The 17,515-nt window shown below is 52.8% G+C and carries 16 protein-coding genes; 2 read left to right on the top strand and 14 right to left on the bottom strand.

All coding sequences use genetic code 11. The features are described from left to right. Nucleotides 1-201: 201 nt before the first annotated feature. Together GC128_RS23385 and GC128_RS17180 are read left to right on the top strand one after the other, a co-directional pair. Nucleotides 202-312: a hypothetical protein gene (locus GC128_RS23385; RefSeq protein WP_456061809.1), complete on the top strand. Its 111-nt coding sequence runs from the start codon at nt 202-204 to the stop codon at nt 310-312. A 337-nt stretch (nt 313-649) separates the two neighbouring features. After that, nucleotides 650-1,936 carry a citrate synthase gene (locus GC128_RS17180; protein WP_064512639.1) on the top strand — a complete coding sequence of 429 codons (1,287 nt, stop codon included), beginning with the start codon at nt 650-652 and terminating at the stop codon, nt 1,934-1,936. A 55-nt stretch (nt 1,937-1,991) separates the two neighbouring features. Here the strand turns inward: GC128_RS17180 and GC128_RS17175 are convergent, their stop codons facing one another. The 14 genes from GC128_RS17175 to nuoG all read right to left on the bottom strand — a co-directional run bounded on the left by GC128_RS17175 (nt 1,992) and on the right by nuoG (nt 17,505). Beyond that, on the bottom strand, nt 1,992-2,687 hold the full coding sequence (locus tag GC128_RS17175; RefSeq protein WP_226812164.1) for a hypothetical protein: 696 nt from the start codon (nt 2,685-2,687) through the stop codon (nt 1,992-1,994). 92 nt (nt 2,688-2,779) lie between these two features. After that, complete coding sequence (nei, locus tag GC128_RS17170; protein WP_151995321.1) at nt 2,780-3,571, bottom strand: endonuclease VIII; 792 nt, start codon at nt 3,569-3,571, stop codon at nt 2,780-2,782. 17 nt (nt 3,572-3,588) lie between these two features. Continuing rightward, nucleotides 3,589-4,521: a 5-oxoprolinase subunit PxpC gene (gene pxpC / locus GC128_RS17165; RefSeq protein WP_151995320.1), complete on the bottom strand. Its 933-nt coding sequence runs from the start codon at nt 4,519-4,521 to the stop codon at nt 3,589-3,591. Then, nucleotides 4,515-5,171: a 5-oxoprolinase subunit PxpB gene (pxpB, locus tag GC128_RS17160; RefSeq protein ID WP_151995319.1), complete on the bottom strand. Its 657-nt coding sequence runs from the start codon at nt 5,169-5,171 to the stop codon at nt 4,515-4,517. The genes pxpC and pxpB overlap by 7 nt, the downstream gene beginning before the upstream one ends. Before the next feature lie 20 nt (nt 5,172-5,191). Continuing rightward, a complete protein-coding gene (locus tag GC128_RS17155) occupies nt 5,192-5,935 on the bottom strand; it encodes a type 2 GTP cyclohydrolase I (protein WP_064554954.1) in 744 nt (247 codons plus the stop codon). Next, on the bottom strand, nt 5,925-7,361 hold the full coding sequence (gene phrB, locus GC128_RS17150) for a deoxyribodipyrimidine photo-lyase (protein WP_151995318.1): 1,437 nt from the start codon (nt 7,359-7,361) through the stop codon (nt 5,925-5,927). Before phrB ends, GC128_RS17155 begins: the two co-directional genes overlap by 11 nt. Before the next feature lie 110 nt (nt 7,362-7,471). Then, entirely contained in the window at nt 7,472-8,929 is a 1,458-nt protein-coding gene (gene nuoN, locus GC128_RS17145; protein ID WP_064512655.1) for an NADH-quinone oxidoreductase subunit NuoN, read from the bottom strand. A gap of 6 nt (nt 8,930-8,935) precedes the next feature. After that, entirely contained in the window at nt 8,936-10,465 is a 1,530-nt protein-coding gene (gene nuoM, locus GC128_RS17140; RefSeq protein WP_064512657.1) for an NADH-quinone oxidoreductase subunit M, read from the bottom strand. 78 nt (nt 10,466-10,543) lie between these two features. Next, nucleotides 10,544-12,385 (bottom strand): NADH-quinone oxidoreductase subunit L, encoded by a 1,842-nt coding sequence (nuoL, locus tag GC128_RS17135; RefSeq protein WP_151995317.1) that lies wholly within the window; start codon nt 12,383-12,385, stop codon nt 10,544-10,546. After that, on the bottom strand, nt 12,382-12,684 hold the full coding sequence (gene nuoK, locus GC128_RS17130) for an NADH-quinone oxidoreductase subunit NuoK (protein WP_034458791.1): 303 nt from the start codon (nt 12,682-12,684) through the stop codon (nt 12,382-12,384). The genes nuoL and nuoK overlap by 4 nt, the downstream gene beginning before the upstream one ends. Continuing rightward, nucleotides 12,681-13,238, bottom strand: a complete 558-nt coding sequence (gene nuoJ, locus GC128_RS17125; protein ID WP_120066224.1) for an NADH-quinone oxidoreductase subunit J — start codon at nt 13,236-13,238, stop codon at nt 12,681-12,683. The genes nuoK and nuoJ overlap by 4 nt, the downstream gene beginning before the upstream one ends. A 12-nt stretch (nt 13,239-13,250) precedes the next feature. Beyond that, on the bottom strand, nt 13,251-13,793 hold the full coding sequence (nuoI, locus tag GC128_RS17120; protein WP_034458795.1) for an NADH-quinone oxidoreductase subunit NuoI: 543 nt from the start codon (nt 13,791-13,793) through the stop codon (nt 13,251-13,253). A gap of 14 nt (nt 13,794-13,807) precedes the next feature. Further along, nucleotides 13,808-14,785 (bottom strand): NADH-quinone oxidoreductase subunit NuoH, encoded by a 978-nt coding sequence (gene nuoH / locus GC128_RS17115; protein ID WP_151995316.1) that lies wholly within the window; start codon nt 14,783-14,785, stop codon nt 13,808-13,810. Then, nucleotides 14,782-17,505, bottom strand: coding sequence for an NADH-quinone oxidoreductase subunit NuoG (nuoG, locus tag GC128_RS17110; RefSeq protein ID WP_151995315.1), 2,724 nt, complete (start codon nt 17,503-17,505; stop codon nt 14,782-14,784). Before nuoG ends, nuoH begins: the two co-directional genes overlap by 4 nt. Nucleotides 17,506-17,515 lie beyond the last annotated feature (10 nt).

The following is a 17,515-nucleotide window of genomic DNA, read 5'->3' as shown; positions in this document are numbered from 1 at the left end:
GCGCCCGGTGGCAGGGTATTCCGGAGACCTGGCGGCAGTATAGGCGCTTCACAAATTCATTACAATTAACCTACATATAGTTTGAAGGGCTTTTGGTCTGAACAGTGAGCAGGATCACGATAACAACATTATTTTAAATTTTAATCATCTGATTTGACAAAAGTTAAACATTCTTGTTACAAATGATGCCAGAAAAGCCGTATAATTCGCAAAAGTTATAGGGTCAGCCTTTCACCTGAGAATAAGTTATGTAACAGTGTATCGGTATTGACCCAATCAATCAGGACCGTTATTAGTGGTACACAGATTTGAATGATATGGACTGCTAACACCCTGATTTGCTGTTTTTTCGCCTGCGTGGCTCGTGTTACCTGCAAGCGCCCATTGCTCTGTACCCTGCGTTACACTGATATCAAAACAGAGCTGAGAGCCAAATAAAAAACTGGTATGCGTCACGGTTGGTTTGAATGTATTTCCTAAATAATTCGAGTGGCATCGAGGCGGCAACGCAGCGAATCCACAGGAGCTTACATAAGTAAGTGACTGGGGTGAGCGCGGAAAGCCAACAAAGATGCAACTTGAAGTATGACGGGAATAGGCAAGTCGGGCATCCCGCAGTCTGATGAATAAGGCGCTAAGGAGACCGTAAATGTCTGATAAAAAAGCAACTCTCACCTATAACGGTGATGATGCTCTGGAACTGAATGTGCTAAAAGGCACTCTCGGTCAGGATGTAATTGATATCCGTAGTCTTGGTTCTAAAGGTGTATTTACTTTTGACCCGGGTTTTACCTCTACCGCATCATGCGAATCAAAAATCACCTTTATCGACGGTGATGAAGGCATCTTGCTGCACCGTGGTTTCCCGATAGATCAACTGGCAACACACTCCAATTATCTTGAAGTCTGCTATATCCTGCTGAACGGCGAAAAACCGACCCAGGAACAATACGAAGAATTTAAAACCACCGTCACCCGTCACACCATGATCCACGAACAAATTACACGTTTGTTCCACGGTTTCCGTCGTGACTCCCACCCGATGGCTGTGATGTGTGGTGTGACCGGCGCACTGGCGGCGTTTTATCATGACTCCATGGACGTGAATAACCCACGCCACCGTGAGATTGCCGCGTTCCGCCTGTTGTCCAAAATGCCAACCATGGCAGCAATGTGCTACAAATATTCAATAGGGCAACCGTTCGTATATCCACGCAACGACCTGTCTTATGCCGGTAACTTCCTGAACATGATGTTCTCCACGCCGTGCGAGAAATACGAAGTTAACCCAATTCTGGAACGCGCAATGGACCGAATTCTGATCCTGCACGCAGACCACGAGCAAAACGCTTCCACATCAACCGTTCGTACTGCTGGCTCAAGTGGCGCTAACCCATTCGCGTGTATCGCAGCCGGTATCGCATCCCTGTGGGGACCTGCACACGGTGGTGCTAACGAAGCAGCACTGAAGATGCTTGAAGAGATCAGCAGTGTTGAACACATTCCTGAATTCGTTCGTCGTGCGAAAGATAAGAATGACTCTTTCCGCCTGATGGGCTTTGGCCACCGTGTGTACAAAAACTACGACCCGCGTGCCACAGTAATGCGTGAAACCTGCCATGAAGTTCTCAAAGAGCTGAATCTGAAAGATAACAACCTGCTTGAAGTGGCGATGGAACTTGAGCATATCGCGCTTAACGACCCGTACTTCATCGAGAAAAAACTCTACCCGAACGTGGACTTCTACTCAGGCATCATCCTGAAAGCAATGGGTATTCCATCTTCCATGTTTACCGTTATCTTCGCGATGGCGCGTACTGTTGGCTGGATTGCACACTGGAATGAAATGCACGACGACGGCATTAAAATTGCCCGTCCACGTCAGTTGTATACTGGCTACGAACAGCGTGATTTCAAATCTGATTTGAAAAAATAAGTTCGTTTCTGGAAATTAAAGAACGCGCCGAAAGGCGCGTTTTTTTTGGTCAGCGTTATGCCTGCGGGTTATCCGTCAGATTGGTGATGTCCACGCCCTGCGGTGCCGATGTTTGCGTTTCGGTCTGCGACTGGGTTGTTGGCGTCAGTACGGTGACTTTCGGCGACTGAGTTTCCTGCGTCGTTGCTGGCGCGGCAGGTGTTGTCACTTGCGTCTGTTCGGTCGTGGCAGGTGGTGTAACCTGCGTCTGTTCGACCGTGGCAGGTGGTGTAACCTGCGTTTGTTCAGTCGCGGCAGGCGCTTCAATTTGCTGTTGTATAACCGGAACAGATTCTACCGGAATCGTTTCTGACTTAGGTTTCGGAACCGGAGTTGACGCGCGGACGGTAAATGTCGGTTTACTATTCGCAATGGTATATGTCACGTGGCTGACAACATCGCTCGATGTCGACACTTCGACAGGCGATATGGTTACGCGACCAATTAACGTACGGGCATAGCCGCCGACTGTATGTTTGCCCTCTGGCAGTTGTAGCTCAAGACTCTTACCCGTCCCCAGCGCACCGGCATCCTTGCTATCCACGGTCACGTATATTGTGGTGCCGTCGTCGGTTTTCGTTGGGATATGCGTCACGGTCACGCGCGAGGAGCCGAAATCGAAAGCCGATGTCGGATCAGCGGTTTTCGATTTTGTGCATCCTGTCAGGGCTAAAACGGCTGCTATGGCAGCCAGGGCGAAACGAGAACTCATAGTGCAACGTCTTCCTTTAAATTTTTTTTGTGATCTACGTCCCAATATACCCGATCTCCGCGCCATGCGATAAACGCTATCTTCAGGATTATTTAATGCTGGCAACCAGAGCACCAATAAAATGGCCTGGATGAAAGCATTGTTTTCTCAATAATGGCACCGCAGCGTTCGCATTTCTCCCCTGCACGATGAAACACCTTAAAGCTAAAAATAGCCCCATGGTGTTTGTTTTCATCCACAGTGCCACGCGTATTGTATGAAAAACGTGGGATATCCAGCAGTGCATGAGACAGTTTATCGAGTTGCTCGGGAGTTAAGCTCTGTGCTTTATGGTGCGCTAATAGCCCAACTGCCCAGAGAATCTCAACGCGCAGATAATTTCCCAATCCCGCCAGGAAAGCCTGATCCAGCAGCAAACTGCTGAACTGGCGCCTGCGAAACCTTGCCGACAACAAGCGCGCTTTCACCTGTTCTGCCGTTAGCGTTATATCAAGGACATCCGGCCCGACACGTAATAAAAACGGGTGCTTCAACAGTTGATCGCCATTGAGTATTTCGATATCTGAAGCGCTGTAGAGCAAAATGGCTTTATCAGCAGTCTGCAATTTGACGCGTAAAACACGTGTCGTGTCTGGCATCTCACCTGCATTAACCACACGCCACACACCATAAAGTTGGTTGTGGCTGTACAAGGTTAACGCATTAGAAAAATGCAACAGCAATGCTTTTCCACGCGTTTCGATACGCTCAATGTTTTGACCGACTAATGCTTGCTCAAACGGCTTCAACTCGGGAAATGCAAACCAGACTTCGGTTAGCGCTTTATTTAAAACGGCGGCTTCAAGTTTATCCGCCGCTCGCCTTATTTCCGGACCTTCTGGCATCTCTTTGCCCTTGAAAATTAGTCTTCGTTATTCAGCCGCCAGGCCAGTTGCTCAAGATAAATTTGCTGCTCACGACGTGCTTTCAGGGCTTCTTCCAACGTGCATTGCACGAAATGAACCGGCTCCCCTAAGCGTAATTGCGCAAGGTTAAACATGTCCGCTTCGATAATGCAGGCAATCCTTGGATACCCACCGGTTGTCTGCGCATCGTTCATAAGCACAATAGGTTGCCCATTATGTGGCACCTGTACTACTCCCGGCAGTAGCCCATGCGACAACAACTCGCGATCGGTAGTGCGCTCAAGCCGTTGCCCCTGCATGCGATAACCCATGCGGTTACTTTGCGGGCTTAACTGCCATGGTAAACGCCAGAATGCATCTTGCGAAGTATGTGTAAACTCCTGATATTCCGGGCCCGCCAGCGCACGAATGCGGTTCCCCCACAAGAGCTGCTTTACACCGCGCGACTCCCGGAACCGTCGAGTTGCCGGTAATAGCGGTATTTCATCGCCATCTTTGAGCAAACGCCCTTCGATGCCGCCAATTTGCGCTTTGAGATCGGTACTATAAGAACCCAGGATTTCTGGGACATCCAACCCGCCGGCAACAGCAAGATAGCTACGCATCCCGCGCTCAGGCACTTTTAGCCTTAATTGCTGGCCCGCTTTCACCGGTAGCCGCCAGCCAGTCCAGACTGCGTGCCCATCCAGTTCAGCGTGACTCCCTGCGCCAGTTAACGCAAACCAGCCATCGCTGGTGAATTCAACAACACAATGGCCAAGCGTGATTTCCAGCGCGGCACTATCTGGGGCATTACCCACCAGCAAATTAGCAATTTTCAACGCTGGAGTATCAAGAGCACCGCAGCGGCTAACGCCCAACTGCCGATAACCAAAACGCCCTGCGTCTTGTATCGACATATGCATTCCAGCACGAATTATTTTCAGCACACGCCCTCCTTTTGAGGCACAAAGCGGACGGTATCTCCCGGCGCCAGTAGTGTTGGCACGTCATCAGCCGGATTAAAGAGCCTCACGGGCGTCTGGCCGATAAGCTGCCAGCCACCAGGCGTTGCCAGCGGATAAATACCCGTCTGACTGCCGCCAATACCTACCGAGCCTGCAGGAACCATCAGGCGTGGCTCAGCCCGACGCGGCATAGAAAGAGTGGGAGCAAGGCCTGCTAGATAGGCAAAGCCTGGTTGAAAACCGAGAAAATAGACAATGTAATCAACGGATGAGTGCAGCTCCACAACCTGGCTTGCCGATAAACCGCAATGCCCTGCGACTTCGGCTAAATCAGGGCCAAAACTGCCACCATAAATTACCGGAATATCAATGCAGCGGGATTCAACCACCATTGCCTCGCTCTCTTCCCACCAGCGCTGGAGCCGCTCAATACCATCCAGCGCCAGGCTTTGCGGTTCACGTAGCACCACAGTGATGTTGTTCATCCCCGGAATGACTTCTGAAACAGCGGGAGATTCCAGTAGACGCTGGGTTAATCCCCAGATTCGTTGCTGGCTTTCCAGCGATAAAGGTGGTTCCAATTCAAGAACTACTGCACTTTCGCCTAACAGATAACACCGCGCTCTTTGCACTTTTACTCCTCGGTCTGACGTTATGCCGGGTTCGGGATATCGATAAAGGTGACTTCCAAATCTGTCTCACTATTCAGCCAATCACTCAATGCCTGAATACCGCCGCGCTCGGTGGCGTGATGCCCGGCCGCATAGAAATGTAGACCTTGTTCACGTGCAGAATGGATCGTTTGCTCTGAAACTTCGCCTGTAATAAACGCATCAACGCCAAAACGTGCCGCGCTATCAATAAAACTTTGCCCACCGCCAGTACACCAGGCGACACGGCGAATTTGTTCAGGACCAGTATCACCGCTCCACAGCGGTGTACGACCAAGACGCATCTCAATCCATGAAGCCAGCTCTACCCCCGAAAGCGGAGTTGGAAACTCCCCCCACGGCACCAGAGGTTCAATCTCACCTTTGGTTTCTATCCCCAGCAACGCGCCTAATTGCGCATTATTACCAAGCTGCGGATGCGCATCGAGTGGCAAATGCCAGCCGTATAAATTGATGTCATTGCTGAGCAGCGCTTTCAGGCGATTGCGTTTCATACCACGAATCACTGGAGACTCACCTTTCCAGAAATACCCGTGGTGAACAATCACCGCATCGGCCTGTTGGCGCACCGCTTCGTCAATCAGCGCCTGGCTTGCTGTCACACCGGTAACGATTTTGCGGACTTCTTCACGCCCTTCGACCTGTAAACCATTCGGCGCGTAATCGCTGATAGCAGCGCTGTTGAGTTTTTCGTTAATCAGGCGTTCCAGTTCGCTATTTTTCATTATCTTTCTCTTCAGATTTACGGGCCGCTTCATAAGCGGCGAGTGTCACGATACGTGCTTGTTTATGGTCAACAATTGGGCGCGGATAGTCCAGTTTCAGTTGTTGTTTGTCCGCCCAGACCCAAGGGGTGTGGATATATTTATCCGGTATATCACTCAATTCAGGCAGCCACTGGTGGATAAATTCACCTTTTCCATCAAATCGCTCGCCCTGGGTGGTTGGGTTAAAGATTCTAAAATAAGGTGCTGCATCAGTGCCGGTTGAGGCCGCCCATTGCCAGCCGCCATTGTTAGCAGCCAGGTCACCATCAATCAGTTGTGACATAAAGTAGCGTTCGCCGCATCGCCAGTCGATAAGCAGATCTTTTACCAGAAAACTGGCGACAACCATACGCAAGCGGTTGTGCATCCAGCCCGTGGTATTCAGTTGGCGCATTGCGGCATCGACAATCGGGAACCCCGTTTTGCCTTGCTGCCATGCAGCCAATAACGCTTCATCTTGTTGCCAGCGCACGTTGTCTGTCCATAGGATAAACGGCTGATGGCGGCAAAGTTTCGGATACGCCACCAGCAAATGACGATAGAACTCGCGCCAGATCAGCTCGTTTAACCACATGCTCCCGCTCCCACCGTCCAGTACCTGCGGATGTTCTTTCAATAATCGGTGCAAACACTGGCGCGGCGAAAGCACGCCAAGCGCCAGATACGGCGACAAGCGGCTGGTACCTTCGATAGCCGGGAAATCACGCTGTTCGGGATAATGTGCCGCAGGATGCTGACAAAACTCACGTAATTTCGCGATAGCGGCCCGTTCGCCGATGGGAAACAGTGAGGAGTCGATTTCCGCACATGGATAATCAAACGGCTCTGTTGGCGTCACTGAAAGCGCCTCACCACGTGGTCGCGGAGCCACAACGCATTCGGGCAACCCTTCGCGCAGCCTTTTAATAAACGCTTTGCTGAACGGGGTGAACACTTTGTACATCTCGTGATTGCCGGTCATGAGGCTTCCGGGCGCCAGCAAAACGCTGTCATCAAAACCCTGGCAAATCACTTTTTTACCGAGGCCACGTTCAACCGCCAGATCGCGCTGGCGCTCATTCAGTTCGTATTGATAATTGTAAAACAGCGCGTCGATATTTTCGCTTTCACAAAACTGTGCAAGGCACTCTATCGAAGCGGCAAAATCAGGCACTTGCCTGATACAAAGTTCGATGCCACGCTCCGCAAGTGACGCTTGTAACGCATTTAAATGACCATGAAGAAACTGCGCCTGGCGTGGCGACATACCATGTTGTCGCCATTGTTCAGGTGTGGCAATAAACAGCCCCACCACGCGAGCGTTAGGGTCACGGCAGGCTGCCGCCAGCGCCAGATTGTCATTGATACGTAGATCATTACGAAACCAGACCAGATGCGTGGTCATACAACTCCATTTTTATTTGCCGAAGCTAAAAGTGTACTTAAGTGTAGCAATTCATTGAAATAAAAAAGGCTACCGCGAAAGGTAGCCTTTTCATTTCATGCCAATACGGCTTACATCATCGGTGTTGCCATGCGCACCAGCGTAATCAGCGGCTGCGGGTAAACACCCAGCAACAGCACCAGCACGGCGGAGATCAGAACCACTACACCGCCAGCTGTAAACGCCCAGTTAGTTGGCGCATCACGGCCTGGCTGTTGCGGTGCGTTCAGGTACAAACTCACCGTTACACGCAGGTAGTAGTACAAACCAATCGCACTACCCAGCACCACAGCACCGGTCAGCCACCACAGGTGAGACTGCACACCTACCGCAATGATGTAGAACTTACCGATGAAGCCCAGGGTCATTGGGATACCCGCCAGCGACAACATCATCACCGTCATGACCGCAGACAAAATTGGCTTGTGCCAGAATAGGCCACGGTAGGAGTACAGCGAGTCTGCATCCGGGCCACGGTACGGGCTGGACATCAGGCTCACCACGCCGAATGCGCCGAGGCTGCTGAACAGATAACCTGCAAGATAGACGCCGACCGCTTCCATCGACATGTTACCGCTTTGCAGTGCAATCAACGCCACCATCAAATAACCAAGGTGTGAGATAGACGAGTAACCCAGCAGACGCTTGATATTGGTCTGGCTCAATGCCATCAGGTTACCGAAGATGATGGAGATAAAGGCGATAATCCCCAGTACCACACGAACTGCTTCGCTATCGCCAACTGGCGCGTAGAGGAACAGACGCATCACCACACCAAAGATGGCGATTTTGCTGGCGGTAGCCAGGAAAGTGGAAACAGGGGCCGGTGCGCCCTGGTAAACATCAGGTGTCCACAAGTGGAATGGAACCAGTGACAGTTTAAAGCCAAGGCCAACAATCATCAGCCCCAGACCCGCAAGCAGCAGAGGCTCATGCAGCATGTTGTCTGCCAGGCTCTTACCGAGGCTAACAAACGACAGGTCGCCAGATTCCGCATACACCAGCGCCATACCGAACAGCAGGAATGAAGACGCTGCAGCAGACAAAATAGTGTATTTGATACTCGCTTCAAGCGACCTTTTCTGGCGGAAAGCGTAGCCAATCAAACCGAATAACGGCAGCGAGATCAGCTCAATACCCAGGAACAATGCTGCCAGGTGATTGGCGTTTGCCAGCAGAATACCGCCCAGTGCTGCAATCAACACCAGCAGGTAAAACTCTTCGCGGTTGTCGGTGTAACCCTGAAGCCACGGGTAAGCAAACGTACAAGTGGCAAGGCTCGCTAGCAGAACCAGTCCTGTGTAGAGCATCGCATAGCCATCAACGCGCATCAGCGGCGTGACATCCATCGCGCCAGCCTGACCCACAAACCACAGTGAAACGAGTGCGGCGTTAAGGCCAATTACTGCTAGTGTTGCATTGACAAAATGGTCGCGTCGCCACGCTATGGAGAGCATCACAACCACCACCGTCAATCCGACGACGAGCAGCGGTAGCAGCGCGATCAATTGTTGAGGAGTTATAGTCATGGCGAATTACGGCCTTGTAGTTGGAATTGAACTGGTAAACCACTGCTGAATATTGCTCATCGCGGCATGCGAAGTATCCAGAATTGGCTGCGGGTAGAAGCCCAACAGGACTAACAACACCACCAGCAACAGGATGATAAAGAACTCACGCAGCGACATGCCTGCCAGTTGTTTATCACTGATTTCGCTTTTCGCTTTCCCGAAGTAAGCACGATGAATCATCGCCAGAGAATAAACTGAGGCAAAGACCAGACCGAAGGTCGAGATAATGGTAATCATTGGCACGACATGGTAGCTGCCGAACAGAATCATGAATTCGCCAACGAAGTTACCGGTGCCTGGCATACCCAGCGTTGCCACTGCAAAGAATAACGACAGACCTGGCAGCCATTTGATTTTATTCCACAGACCGCCCATCAGGCGCATATCACGAGTGTGCAAACGCTCGTAAATCTGACCACAGATGATGAACATACCGGCAGCAGAAAGGCCGTGAGCAATCATCTGAATCACCGCGCCCTGGTAAGCCAACTGGCTGCCGGTATAAATGGCAATCAACACGAAGCCCATGTGGGAAACGGAAGTGTAAGCAATCAGACGTTTGATATCGGTTTGTGCGAAGGCCATCCACGCACCGTAGAAGATACCGATGACACCCAGCCACATGGCGATTGGTGCAAATTCAGCGGACGCTTCCGGGAACAGCGGCAGTGCAAAACGCAACAGACCGTAGGCTGCGGTTTTCAGCAAGATACCTGCGAGGTCAACAGAACCTGCCGTTGGCGCCTGGGAGTGCGCATCTGGCAACCAACCATGCAATGGAACCACTGGCATTTTCACCGCAAACGCAATGAAGAAGCCCAGCATCAACAGCCATTGAACGCTGCTCGACATTTCAGTGTGCAGCAGTTGCTCGTAGTTAAACGTCCAGACGCCGGTTGAGTTGTAATGCACGAACACCAGGCCAAGAATCGCAATCAACATCACCAGGCCGCTTGCCTGGGTGTAGATGAAGAACTTGGTGGCAGCGGTGATACGTGTCTTCCCGTCGGAGGCTTTATGGCCCCACAGTGCGATCAGGAAGTACATCGGCACCAACATCATTTCCCAGAAGAAGAAGAACAGGAACATGTCGATGGCAAGGAACACGCCGATAACGCCACCGAGGATCCACATCAGGTTGAGGTGGAAGAAGCCCTGATATTTTTCGATTTCATTCCAGGAACAGAGTACCGCCAGCACACCGAGCAGACCGGTGAGCACTACCATCAGTAAAGATAAGCCGTCCAGCGCAAGGTGGATGGTTATCCCAAAGCGTGGGATCCACGGCAGGATAAATTCAGACTGCCACTGCGGCAAACCGGCGGATTGCGTCAGTGAATAGCCACCGGCTAACCACAGTTGCAGCGAGAGAGCCAGTGTCAGTCCCATCGTTACCAGCGCAATCCAACGTGGCACTTTTACGCCGAAGCGTTCAGTCTGCCAGCAGAAGAAGCCGCCAATAAAGGGGATAAGTATCAGCCAGGGTAATAGCATGGCATTTGTGTCCCTAAGTCAAAATAAACCAAAACATCACTCACTTTCCCTCCCCTTTTCAGAGGAGGGAACGTTGAATTAGCGCAAGACCAGCAGCAAGCCCAGAACCACCACCGCACCGATGCTCATTGATGCCACATACCAGCGCAGATAACCGTTCTCGCTCACCAACAGGCCGCGACCTGCGAAGCGGGAAAGCACTGCCGGAATGTTCATCAGTGAATTCAGCGGATCGCTCTTGATAAGCCAGGCGATACCCAGGAATGGCTTAACGAAGACTTTGTCGTAAAGCCAATCGAAGCCCCAGGCATGGAACCACCAGGTACCGAAGAAGCGACCCGGTGCGCTGTTGGCAATCGCTGTTACCAGAGTACGTTTACCCAGCCACAGCCATGCGGCAATCAGGATACCGGCGATGGCGACAACACCAGAGGTAATCTCAAGTGCCAACACGCTACCGTACGCAAGCTCAGTGGTGGCTGGCAGAACGCCCGCTAATGGCGGAACAATCATTGCGCCCACGAAGGTGGACAGCACCAGCAGCACAATCAACGGTAAGTGGTGAGTAATGCCTTTCAGCGCATGGGCGTGAATCTGCTCTTTACCGTGGAAGACGATGAAGATCATACGGAAGGTATACAGCGAGGTCATAAACGCACCAACCAGACCTGCAACCATCAAGTTCACATGACCATTCGCCATCGCACCGGCCAGAATCTCATCCTTACTGAAGAAGCCCGCAGTAATGAGTGGCAGTGCAGACAACGCGGCACCGCCGACCAGGAAGCAGATGTACACCAGCGGTATGGACTTACGCAGGCCACCCATTTTGAAGATGTTTTGTTCGTGGTGGCAGGCAAGAATCACCGAACCGGACGACAGGAACAGCAGCGCTTTGAAGAACGCGTGTGTCATCAGGTGGAAGATTGCCGCATCCCACGCTTGCACGCCGAGTGCCAGGAACATGTAGCCAATCTGGCTCATGGTCGAGTACGCGAGTACACGTTTGATATCGGTTTGCACCAGTGCCGCAAAGCCTGCCATCACCAGCGTAACCGCACCCACGATGCCGACTAAATGCAGCACTTCCGGCGTTAACAGGAACAGACCGTGAGTACGAGCAATCAGGTAGACACCCGCAGTAACCATGGTGGCTGCGTGGATCAGTGCTGAAACTGGCGTTGGGCCTGCCATCGCATCTGCAAGCCAGGTCTGCAAAGGCAACTGCGCAGATTTACCGACCGCACCGCCCAACAGCATCAGAGTTGCCCACATCAGCATCTGGTTGCCCGCCGCAAAGTGCTGCGGAGCCAGTTCAACCATTTCGCGGAAGTTCAGCGTGCCCAGTTCGTTGTAAAGAATGAACAGTGCGAAAGCGAGGAACACGTCGCCCACGCGGGTTACCACGAAGGCTTTCATGGCAGCCGCGCCGTTCTTCGGATCGGTGTAGTAGAAACCAATCAGCAGATACGAGCACAGACCTACGCCTTCCCAACCGAGATACATCAGCAACAAGTTGTCGCCGAGCACCAGAACCACCATGCTGGCGATAAACAGGTTGGTGTAGGCAAAGAAGCGCGAATAGCCCTCTTCCCCACGCATATACCAGGACGCGTACATGTGGATCAAGAAGCCAACGCCGGTCACCACTGACAGCATGGTCAGTGACAAGCCGTCGAGGATCAGGTTGAAGCCGATATTAAAATCGCCAACCGACATCCACGTCCACAGCGGTTGAGTGAACGCTTGTTGCCCGTTGTTGAAGAAATCAACGCCGACAATCGCCGTCACTAACGCGGTAAGGCCAATCGAGCCCACGCCAACCGTGGCAGAAAGGTTTTCTGACCAACGGCCACGAGAGAACGCCAACAATAAAAAGCCAATAAACGGCAAAAGAATGGTTAACCAGAGAAGGTTCATCCACGCATCTCACTTACTGAATCGATATTCAGGCTCTGGCGACGACGATGGAGCTGCAATAACAGCGCGAGGCCAATACTGGCTTCGGCGGCAGCTAAGCTAATCGCGAGAATATACATCACCTGGCCGTCAGCCTGGCCCCAATAACTCCCGGCGACCACGAACGCGAGCGCCGCGGCGTTGATCATCACTTCCAGGCTAATCAGCATGAAAAGCAGGTTGCGACGAATCACCAGCCCGGTCAGCCCGAGGACGAACAAAATGGCAGCAAGGATTAGTCCATGTTGCAGCGGAATCATACGTGCTCCTCCGTTTTTCTTTTCGCAGCCTGGTCAGCCTGGCGATTGCTCAGCACTTCACCCGGACGGTCTTCACGGCCCAGGTGGAAGGCCACAACCAGACCCGCCAACAGCAGCATTGAGGCTAATTCCACTGCCAGAACGTACGGTCCGAACAGCGCGATACCCACTTGTTTAGCACTGACGGAAGTGCCGTCGATTCCCTGGTCATTCAGACCCAGAATCGCGTAAACCAGCACCGCCAGCAGGACAGCAGACAGAACGCCAGGGCCAATCCACAGTTGTGGTTTCAGCCATTGGCGCTCTTGTTCAACAACCGAGCCACCAAGGTTAAGCATCATGACCACGAAGACGAACAGCACCATGATGGCACCGGCGTAAACGATAATCTCAAGCGCTGCGGCGAAGTACGCCCCCAGGGAGAAGAACACCCCGGAAATTGCCAGCAGCGAGATGATCAGATACAGCAAGGCATGCACCGGATTGGTATGGGTGATCACTCGAAGAGTGGTCCCGACCGCGATGATTGCGCAAATATAAAAAGCGAATTCCATTGCCTTGCTCCTTTAAGGTAATAGGCCTTTGACGTCGATAGGCTTGGCTTCGTTTTCCGCTTCGCCCTTATCTTTGCCGTCGATTGCCATACCTGCCATCCGGTAGAAGTTATATTCCGGGTATTTGCCCGGACCGGAGATCAACAGGTCCTCTTTTTCGTACACCAAATCCTGGCGCTTAAACTCACCCAGCTCGAAGTCTGGAGTCAGCTGAATTGCCGTGGTTGGGCACGCTTCTTCGCACAGGCCACAGAAGATGCAGCGCGAGAAGTTAATGCGGAAGAATTCTGGATACCAGCGGCCATCTTTTGTTTCTGCTTTTTGCAAAGAGATACAGGCCACCGGGCAGGCTACCGCACACAGGTTACAGGCTACGCAGCGCTCGGAGCCGTCCGGATCGCGCGTTAACACGATGCGGCCACGGTAGCGCGGCGGTAAATAGACTGGCTCTTCCGGATACATCTGCGTTTCGCGTTTGGCAAACGCATGCAGACCGATCATCCAGATACTGCGTACCTGGGTGCCGAAACCAACCGCTAACTCTTTCAATGTCATGGTTTTTTCACCCCTTATGGTGCCTGATACAGAATGACCGCGGCGGTCACCAGCAGATTGACCAGTGTCAACGGCAGGCAAATTTTCCAGCCGAAGGACATCACCTGGTCATAACGCGGACGAGGCAATGAAGCACGAATCAAAATGAACATCATCATGAAGAACGCAGTTTTCAGTGCGAACCAGATGAACGGCGGTAACCACGGGCCATGCCAGCCACCAAAGAACAGGGTCACGATCATCGCTGAAACGGTGACGATACCGATGTATTCACCGACGAAGAACAGGCCGAATTTCATGCCTGAGTATTCGATGTGGTAACCATCGGCCAGTTCTTGCTCTGCTTCCGGTTGGTCAAACGGGTGACGGTGACAAACCGCAACGCCTGCGATAGCGAAGGTCACAAAGCCAAAGAACTGCGGAATCACGTTCCACAGGTTCGCCTGGTTATCGACGATATCGCCCATGTTGAACGAACCTGCTTGCGCCACAACGCCCATCAGCGACAGACCGAGGAACACTTCATAGCTCAGCGTTTGTGCCGAAGCACGCATTGCGCCCAACAGTGAGTATTTGTTGTTACTTGACCAGCCAGCGAACAGCACGGCGTACACCGCCAGACCCGCCAGCATCAGGAAGAACAAGATACCAATGTTCAGATCAGCAACCACCCAGCTCGGACTGACTGGCACAATCGCAAAGGCCAGCAGCATCGAGGTGAAGGCAATCATCGGTGCCAGGGTAAAGATGACGCGGTCCGCAAAGCGCGGCGTCCAGTCTTCTTTAAAGAACATCTTGATCATGTCCGCGACTAACTGGAGCGAACCGCCCCAGCCAACACGGTTAGGCCCGTAACGGTTCTGGAACAGGCCCAGCAAACGGCGCTCACCAAAACTCATGAACGCGCCGCAAGTCACCACGACCAACAGGATCACGACCGCTTTGAGAATGCTCAGCAGAATGTCGATAACATCCGGTGTTAACCAACTCATTGGCCAGCCTCCTGGAGATTTTCAAGACGCGCACCCGCCAGCACCGGAGCAATGCCAGGCATACCCATAGGTAAACCGACCTGCCCTGCTGCCAGACCTTCAGAAAGTTGCAGTGGCAAACTCAGCGTCTGGCCTTCGTAACTAAACGAAATCAGGCTTCCTGCATTCACGCCCAGTTTTGCAGCGTCTGCCGGATTCAGCTTGATATACGGTTCTGCCATGCGGCTCTGGAAGATTGGTGAACGCTGGGACATTTCATCGCTGCCAAACAGATGGTAGTAAGGCGCAATACGCCATTTCCCTTCTTCGGCATGGAAGATTTCCGGCACCTCGGTGAAGTAATCAATACCCGTTTCGGAGGCTTCAATCAGACGCACGCCAGGGTCGCCGTGACGCAGTTTGCCACCCACTTCAGCCTGGAATTTGTTCCATGCCTGCGGTGAGTTCCAACCTGGCGCCCATGCAAATGGAATTTGCTGACGGTTTGCCGACGGGCTGTTGTTCCCTTCCATAGAGAAGGCGAACATGGTGTCTTTATCCTGCGGCTGACGCGGTTCGTGCACGCTGATGTTGGCACGCATTGCCGTACGACCACTGGAGCGGATTGGAGAACGCGACAGTTTCTGACCACGAATACGGAAGCTGGCATCAGGTGCCGCATCTTTAATTCCGGCCAGTTGTGGCAGCGCTTTCACACACGCGTCGATAACATGGTCAAGCTGCGTCCAGTCCACTTCACGGCTTTGAACCGTGCTGTGCAGGGAATGCAACCAGCGCCAGCTTTCGAGCATCACAACGGAATGGTCGTAATACGCCGGGTCATAAACCTGGAAGAAACGCTGTGCGCGGCCTTCGTTGTTAATAACCGTACCGTCGCTTTCAGCAAAGCTTGCGGTGGACAGCACCAGATGGGCTTTGTCCATAATCGCGGTGCGCTGATGGTCAATCACCATCACCAGCGGAGCTTTAGAAAGTGCCGCGTCAACGCGCGCTGCGGAGGCATGACGATGCAGATCGTTTTCCAGCACCACTACCGCATCGGCAGCACCGCTTTCCAGTTCACTTAACGCTTCTTCCAGCGAGCCGCCGCCAATCAGGCCGAGGCCAACGCTGTTAACGGCGCGAGCCACCATCGTGATACCGACATCGGCACCACGGCCTTTCAGCGCTTTCGCCACGTTGGCAGCCGCCTGAATCACCGCTTCGCTACCGGCGTTAGTCCCGGAAACGATCAATGGTTTTTTCGCACCCGCCAGGGCTTGAACGATCACGTCGACTTTGTTTTTCAGGTCGCGATCTAATTCAACGGCTGGGGAATTGCTGTCCAGCGCATTGGCAATCGCGAAGCCCAGACGCGCCTGATCTTCAACCGGCGCACGGTAAGTCCATGCGGCGATGTCGTCCAGACGAGTGCTGTCGATGTTAGTGACAAACAGCGGATGTTTAGCGTGCTGGCCGATGTTCAGGATGGCCGCAATCTGCCAGTCAGCCACTTTCTGCGCTGCTGCCATTTCACGTGCTTTACCTTTCACGGCCTGACGCACAGACAGCGCAACGCGCGCGCCGGTCTGAGTAATGTCTTCGCCGAGCACCAGAACCGCATCGTAAGATTCGATTTCACGCAGCGCCGGAGTGTGAACGCCGCTTTCTTGCAGCACTTTGAGCATCAGTTGCAGACGTGCTTGCTCACCGGTTGCGATACCAGTGTAGAAGTTATCCGCACCCACCAGTTCACGCAGCGCGAAGTTGCTTTCAACGCTGGCGCGTGGGGAGCCGATGCCGATCACTTTCTTCGACTGGCGCAGAATATCTGCCGCGCCCTGCATCGCTTGTTCAGCGTTCAGTGTGATCAGATCGTCGCCACGGCGTTGGACCGGCTGGCGTGGACGATCCTTCAGGTTCACGTAGCCATAACCGAAGCGGCCACGGTCACACAAGAAGTAGTGGTTCACGGTGCCGTTGTAGCGGTTTTCGATACGACGCAATTCGCCGTAGCGCTCGCCTGGGCTGGTGTTACAGCCGATGCTGCACTGCTGGCAAATGCTTGGTGCAAACTGCATGTCCCACTTACGGTTATAACGCTCGGAGTGAGTTTTATCAGTGAATACACCGGTCGGGCAGATCTCTACCAGGTTACCGGAGAATTCGCTCTCAAGCGTACCGTCTTCAGGACGGCCGAAGTAGACGTTGTCATGAGCGCCATAGACGCCCAGATCGGTGCCATCGGCATAATCTTTGTAGTAACGCACGCAGCGGTAACAGGCGATACAGCGGTTCATTTCGTGAGAGATGAACGGGCCGAGATCCTGATTACGGTGGGTACGTTTTGTGAAGCGGTAACGGCGGAAGCTATGACCGGTCATAACAGTCATATCCTGCAGGTGGCAGTTGCCACCTTCTTCACACACCGGGCAGTCGTGCGGGTGGTTAGTCATTAACCATTCCACAACGCTTTCGCGGAATTCTTTTGCTTCACCGTCATCAATAGAGATGAACGTGCCGTCAGCGGCCGGTGTCATACAAGACATCACCAGGCGGCCACGAAGATCTTCTGCGTTTTGATATTGCTTCACCGCGCACTGGCGGCAAGCACCGACGCTGCCTAGCGCCGGGTGCCAGCAAAAATAAGGAATATCGAGGCCGAGTGACAGACATGCTTGCAGCAGGTTGTCTGACCCGTTTACCTCATATTCTTTGCCGTCTACATGAATCGTAGCCATAGTCAGCATG

It is taken from the genome of Buttiauxella massiliensis (assembly GCF_902500225.1).
In the GTDB taxonomy this organism is placed as follows: Bacteria; Pseudomonadota; Gammaproteobacteria; order Enterobacterales; family Enterobacteriaceae; genus Buttiauxella; species Buttiauxella massiliensis.
This window is presented reverse-complemented; position numbering and strand designations above follow the sequence as displayed.

Coding starts and splice junctions, on each gene's coding strand:
- GC128_RS17175 (WP_226812164.1), bottom strand. CDS start 2,687: ATGAGTTCTCGTTTCGCCCTGGCTGCCATAGCAGCCGTTTTAGCCCTG.
- nuoJ (WP_120066224.1), bottom strand. CDS start 13,238: ATGGAATTCGCTTTTTATATTTGCGCAATCATCGCGGTCGGGACCACT.
- nuoK (WP_034458791.1), bottom strand. CDS start 12,684: ATGATTCCGCTGCAACATGGACTAATCCTTGCTGCCATTTTGTTCGTC.
- nuoI (WP_034458795.1), bottom strand. CDS start 13,793: ATGACATTGAAAGAGTTAGCGGTTGGTTTCGGCACCCAGGTACGCAGT.
- nuoH (WP_151995316.1), bottom strand. CDS start 14,785: ATGAGTTGGTTAACACCGGATGTTATCGACATTCTGCTGAGCATTCTC.
- GC128_RS17180 (WP_064512639.1), top strand. CDS start 650: ATGTCTGATAAAAAAGCAACTCTCACCTATAACGGTGATGATGCTCTG.
- GC128_RS17155 (WP_064554954.1), bottom strand. CDS start 5,935: ATGAAAAATAGCGAACTGGAACGCCTGATTAACGAAAAACTCAACAGC.
- nuoL (WP_151995317.1), bottom strand. CDS start 12,385: ATGAACCTTCTCTGGTTAACCATTCTTTTGCCGTTTATTGGCTTTTTA.
- nei (WP_151995321.1), bottom strand. CDS start 3,571: ATGCCAGAAGGTCCGGAAATAAGGCGAGCGGCGGATAAACTTGAAGCC.
- nuoM (WP_064512657.1), bottom strand. CDS start 10,465: ATGCTATTACCCTGGCTGATACTTATCCCCTTTATTGGCGGCTTCTTC.
- nuoN (WP_064512655.1), bottom strand. CDS start 8,929: ATGACTATAACTCCTCAACAATTGATCGCGCTGCTACCGCTGCTCGTC.
- nuoG (WP_151995315.1), bottom strand. CDS start 17,505: ATGGCTACGATTCATGTAGACGGCAAAGAATATGAGGTAAACGGGTCA.
- phrB (WP_151995318.1), bottom strand. CDS start 7,361: ATGACCACGCATCTGGTCTGGTTTCGTAATGATCTACGTATCAATGAC.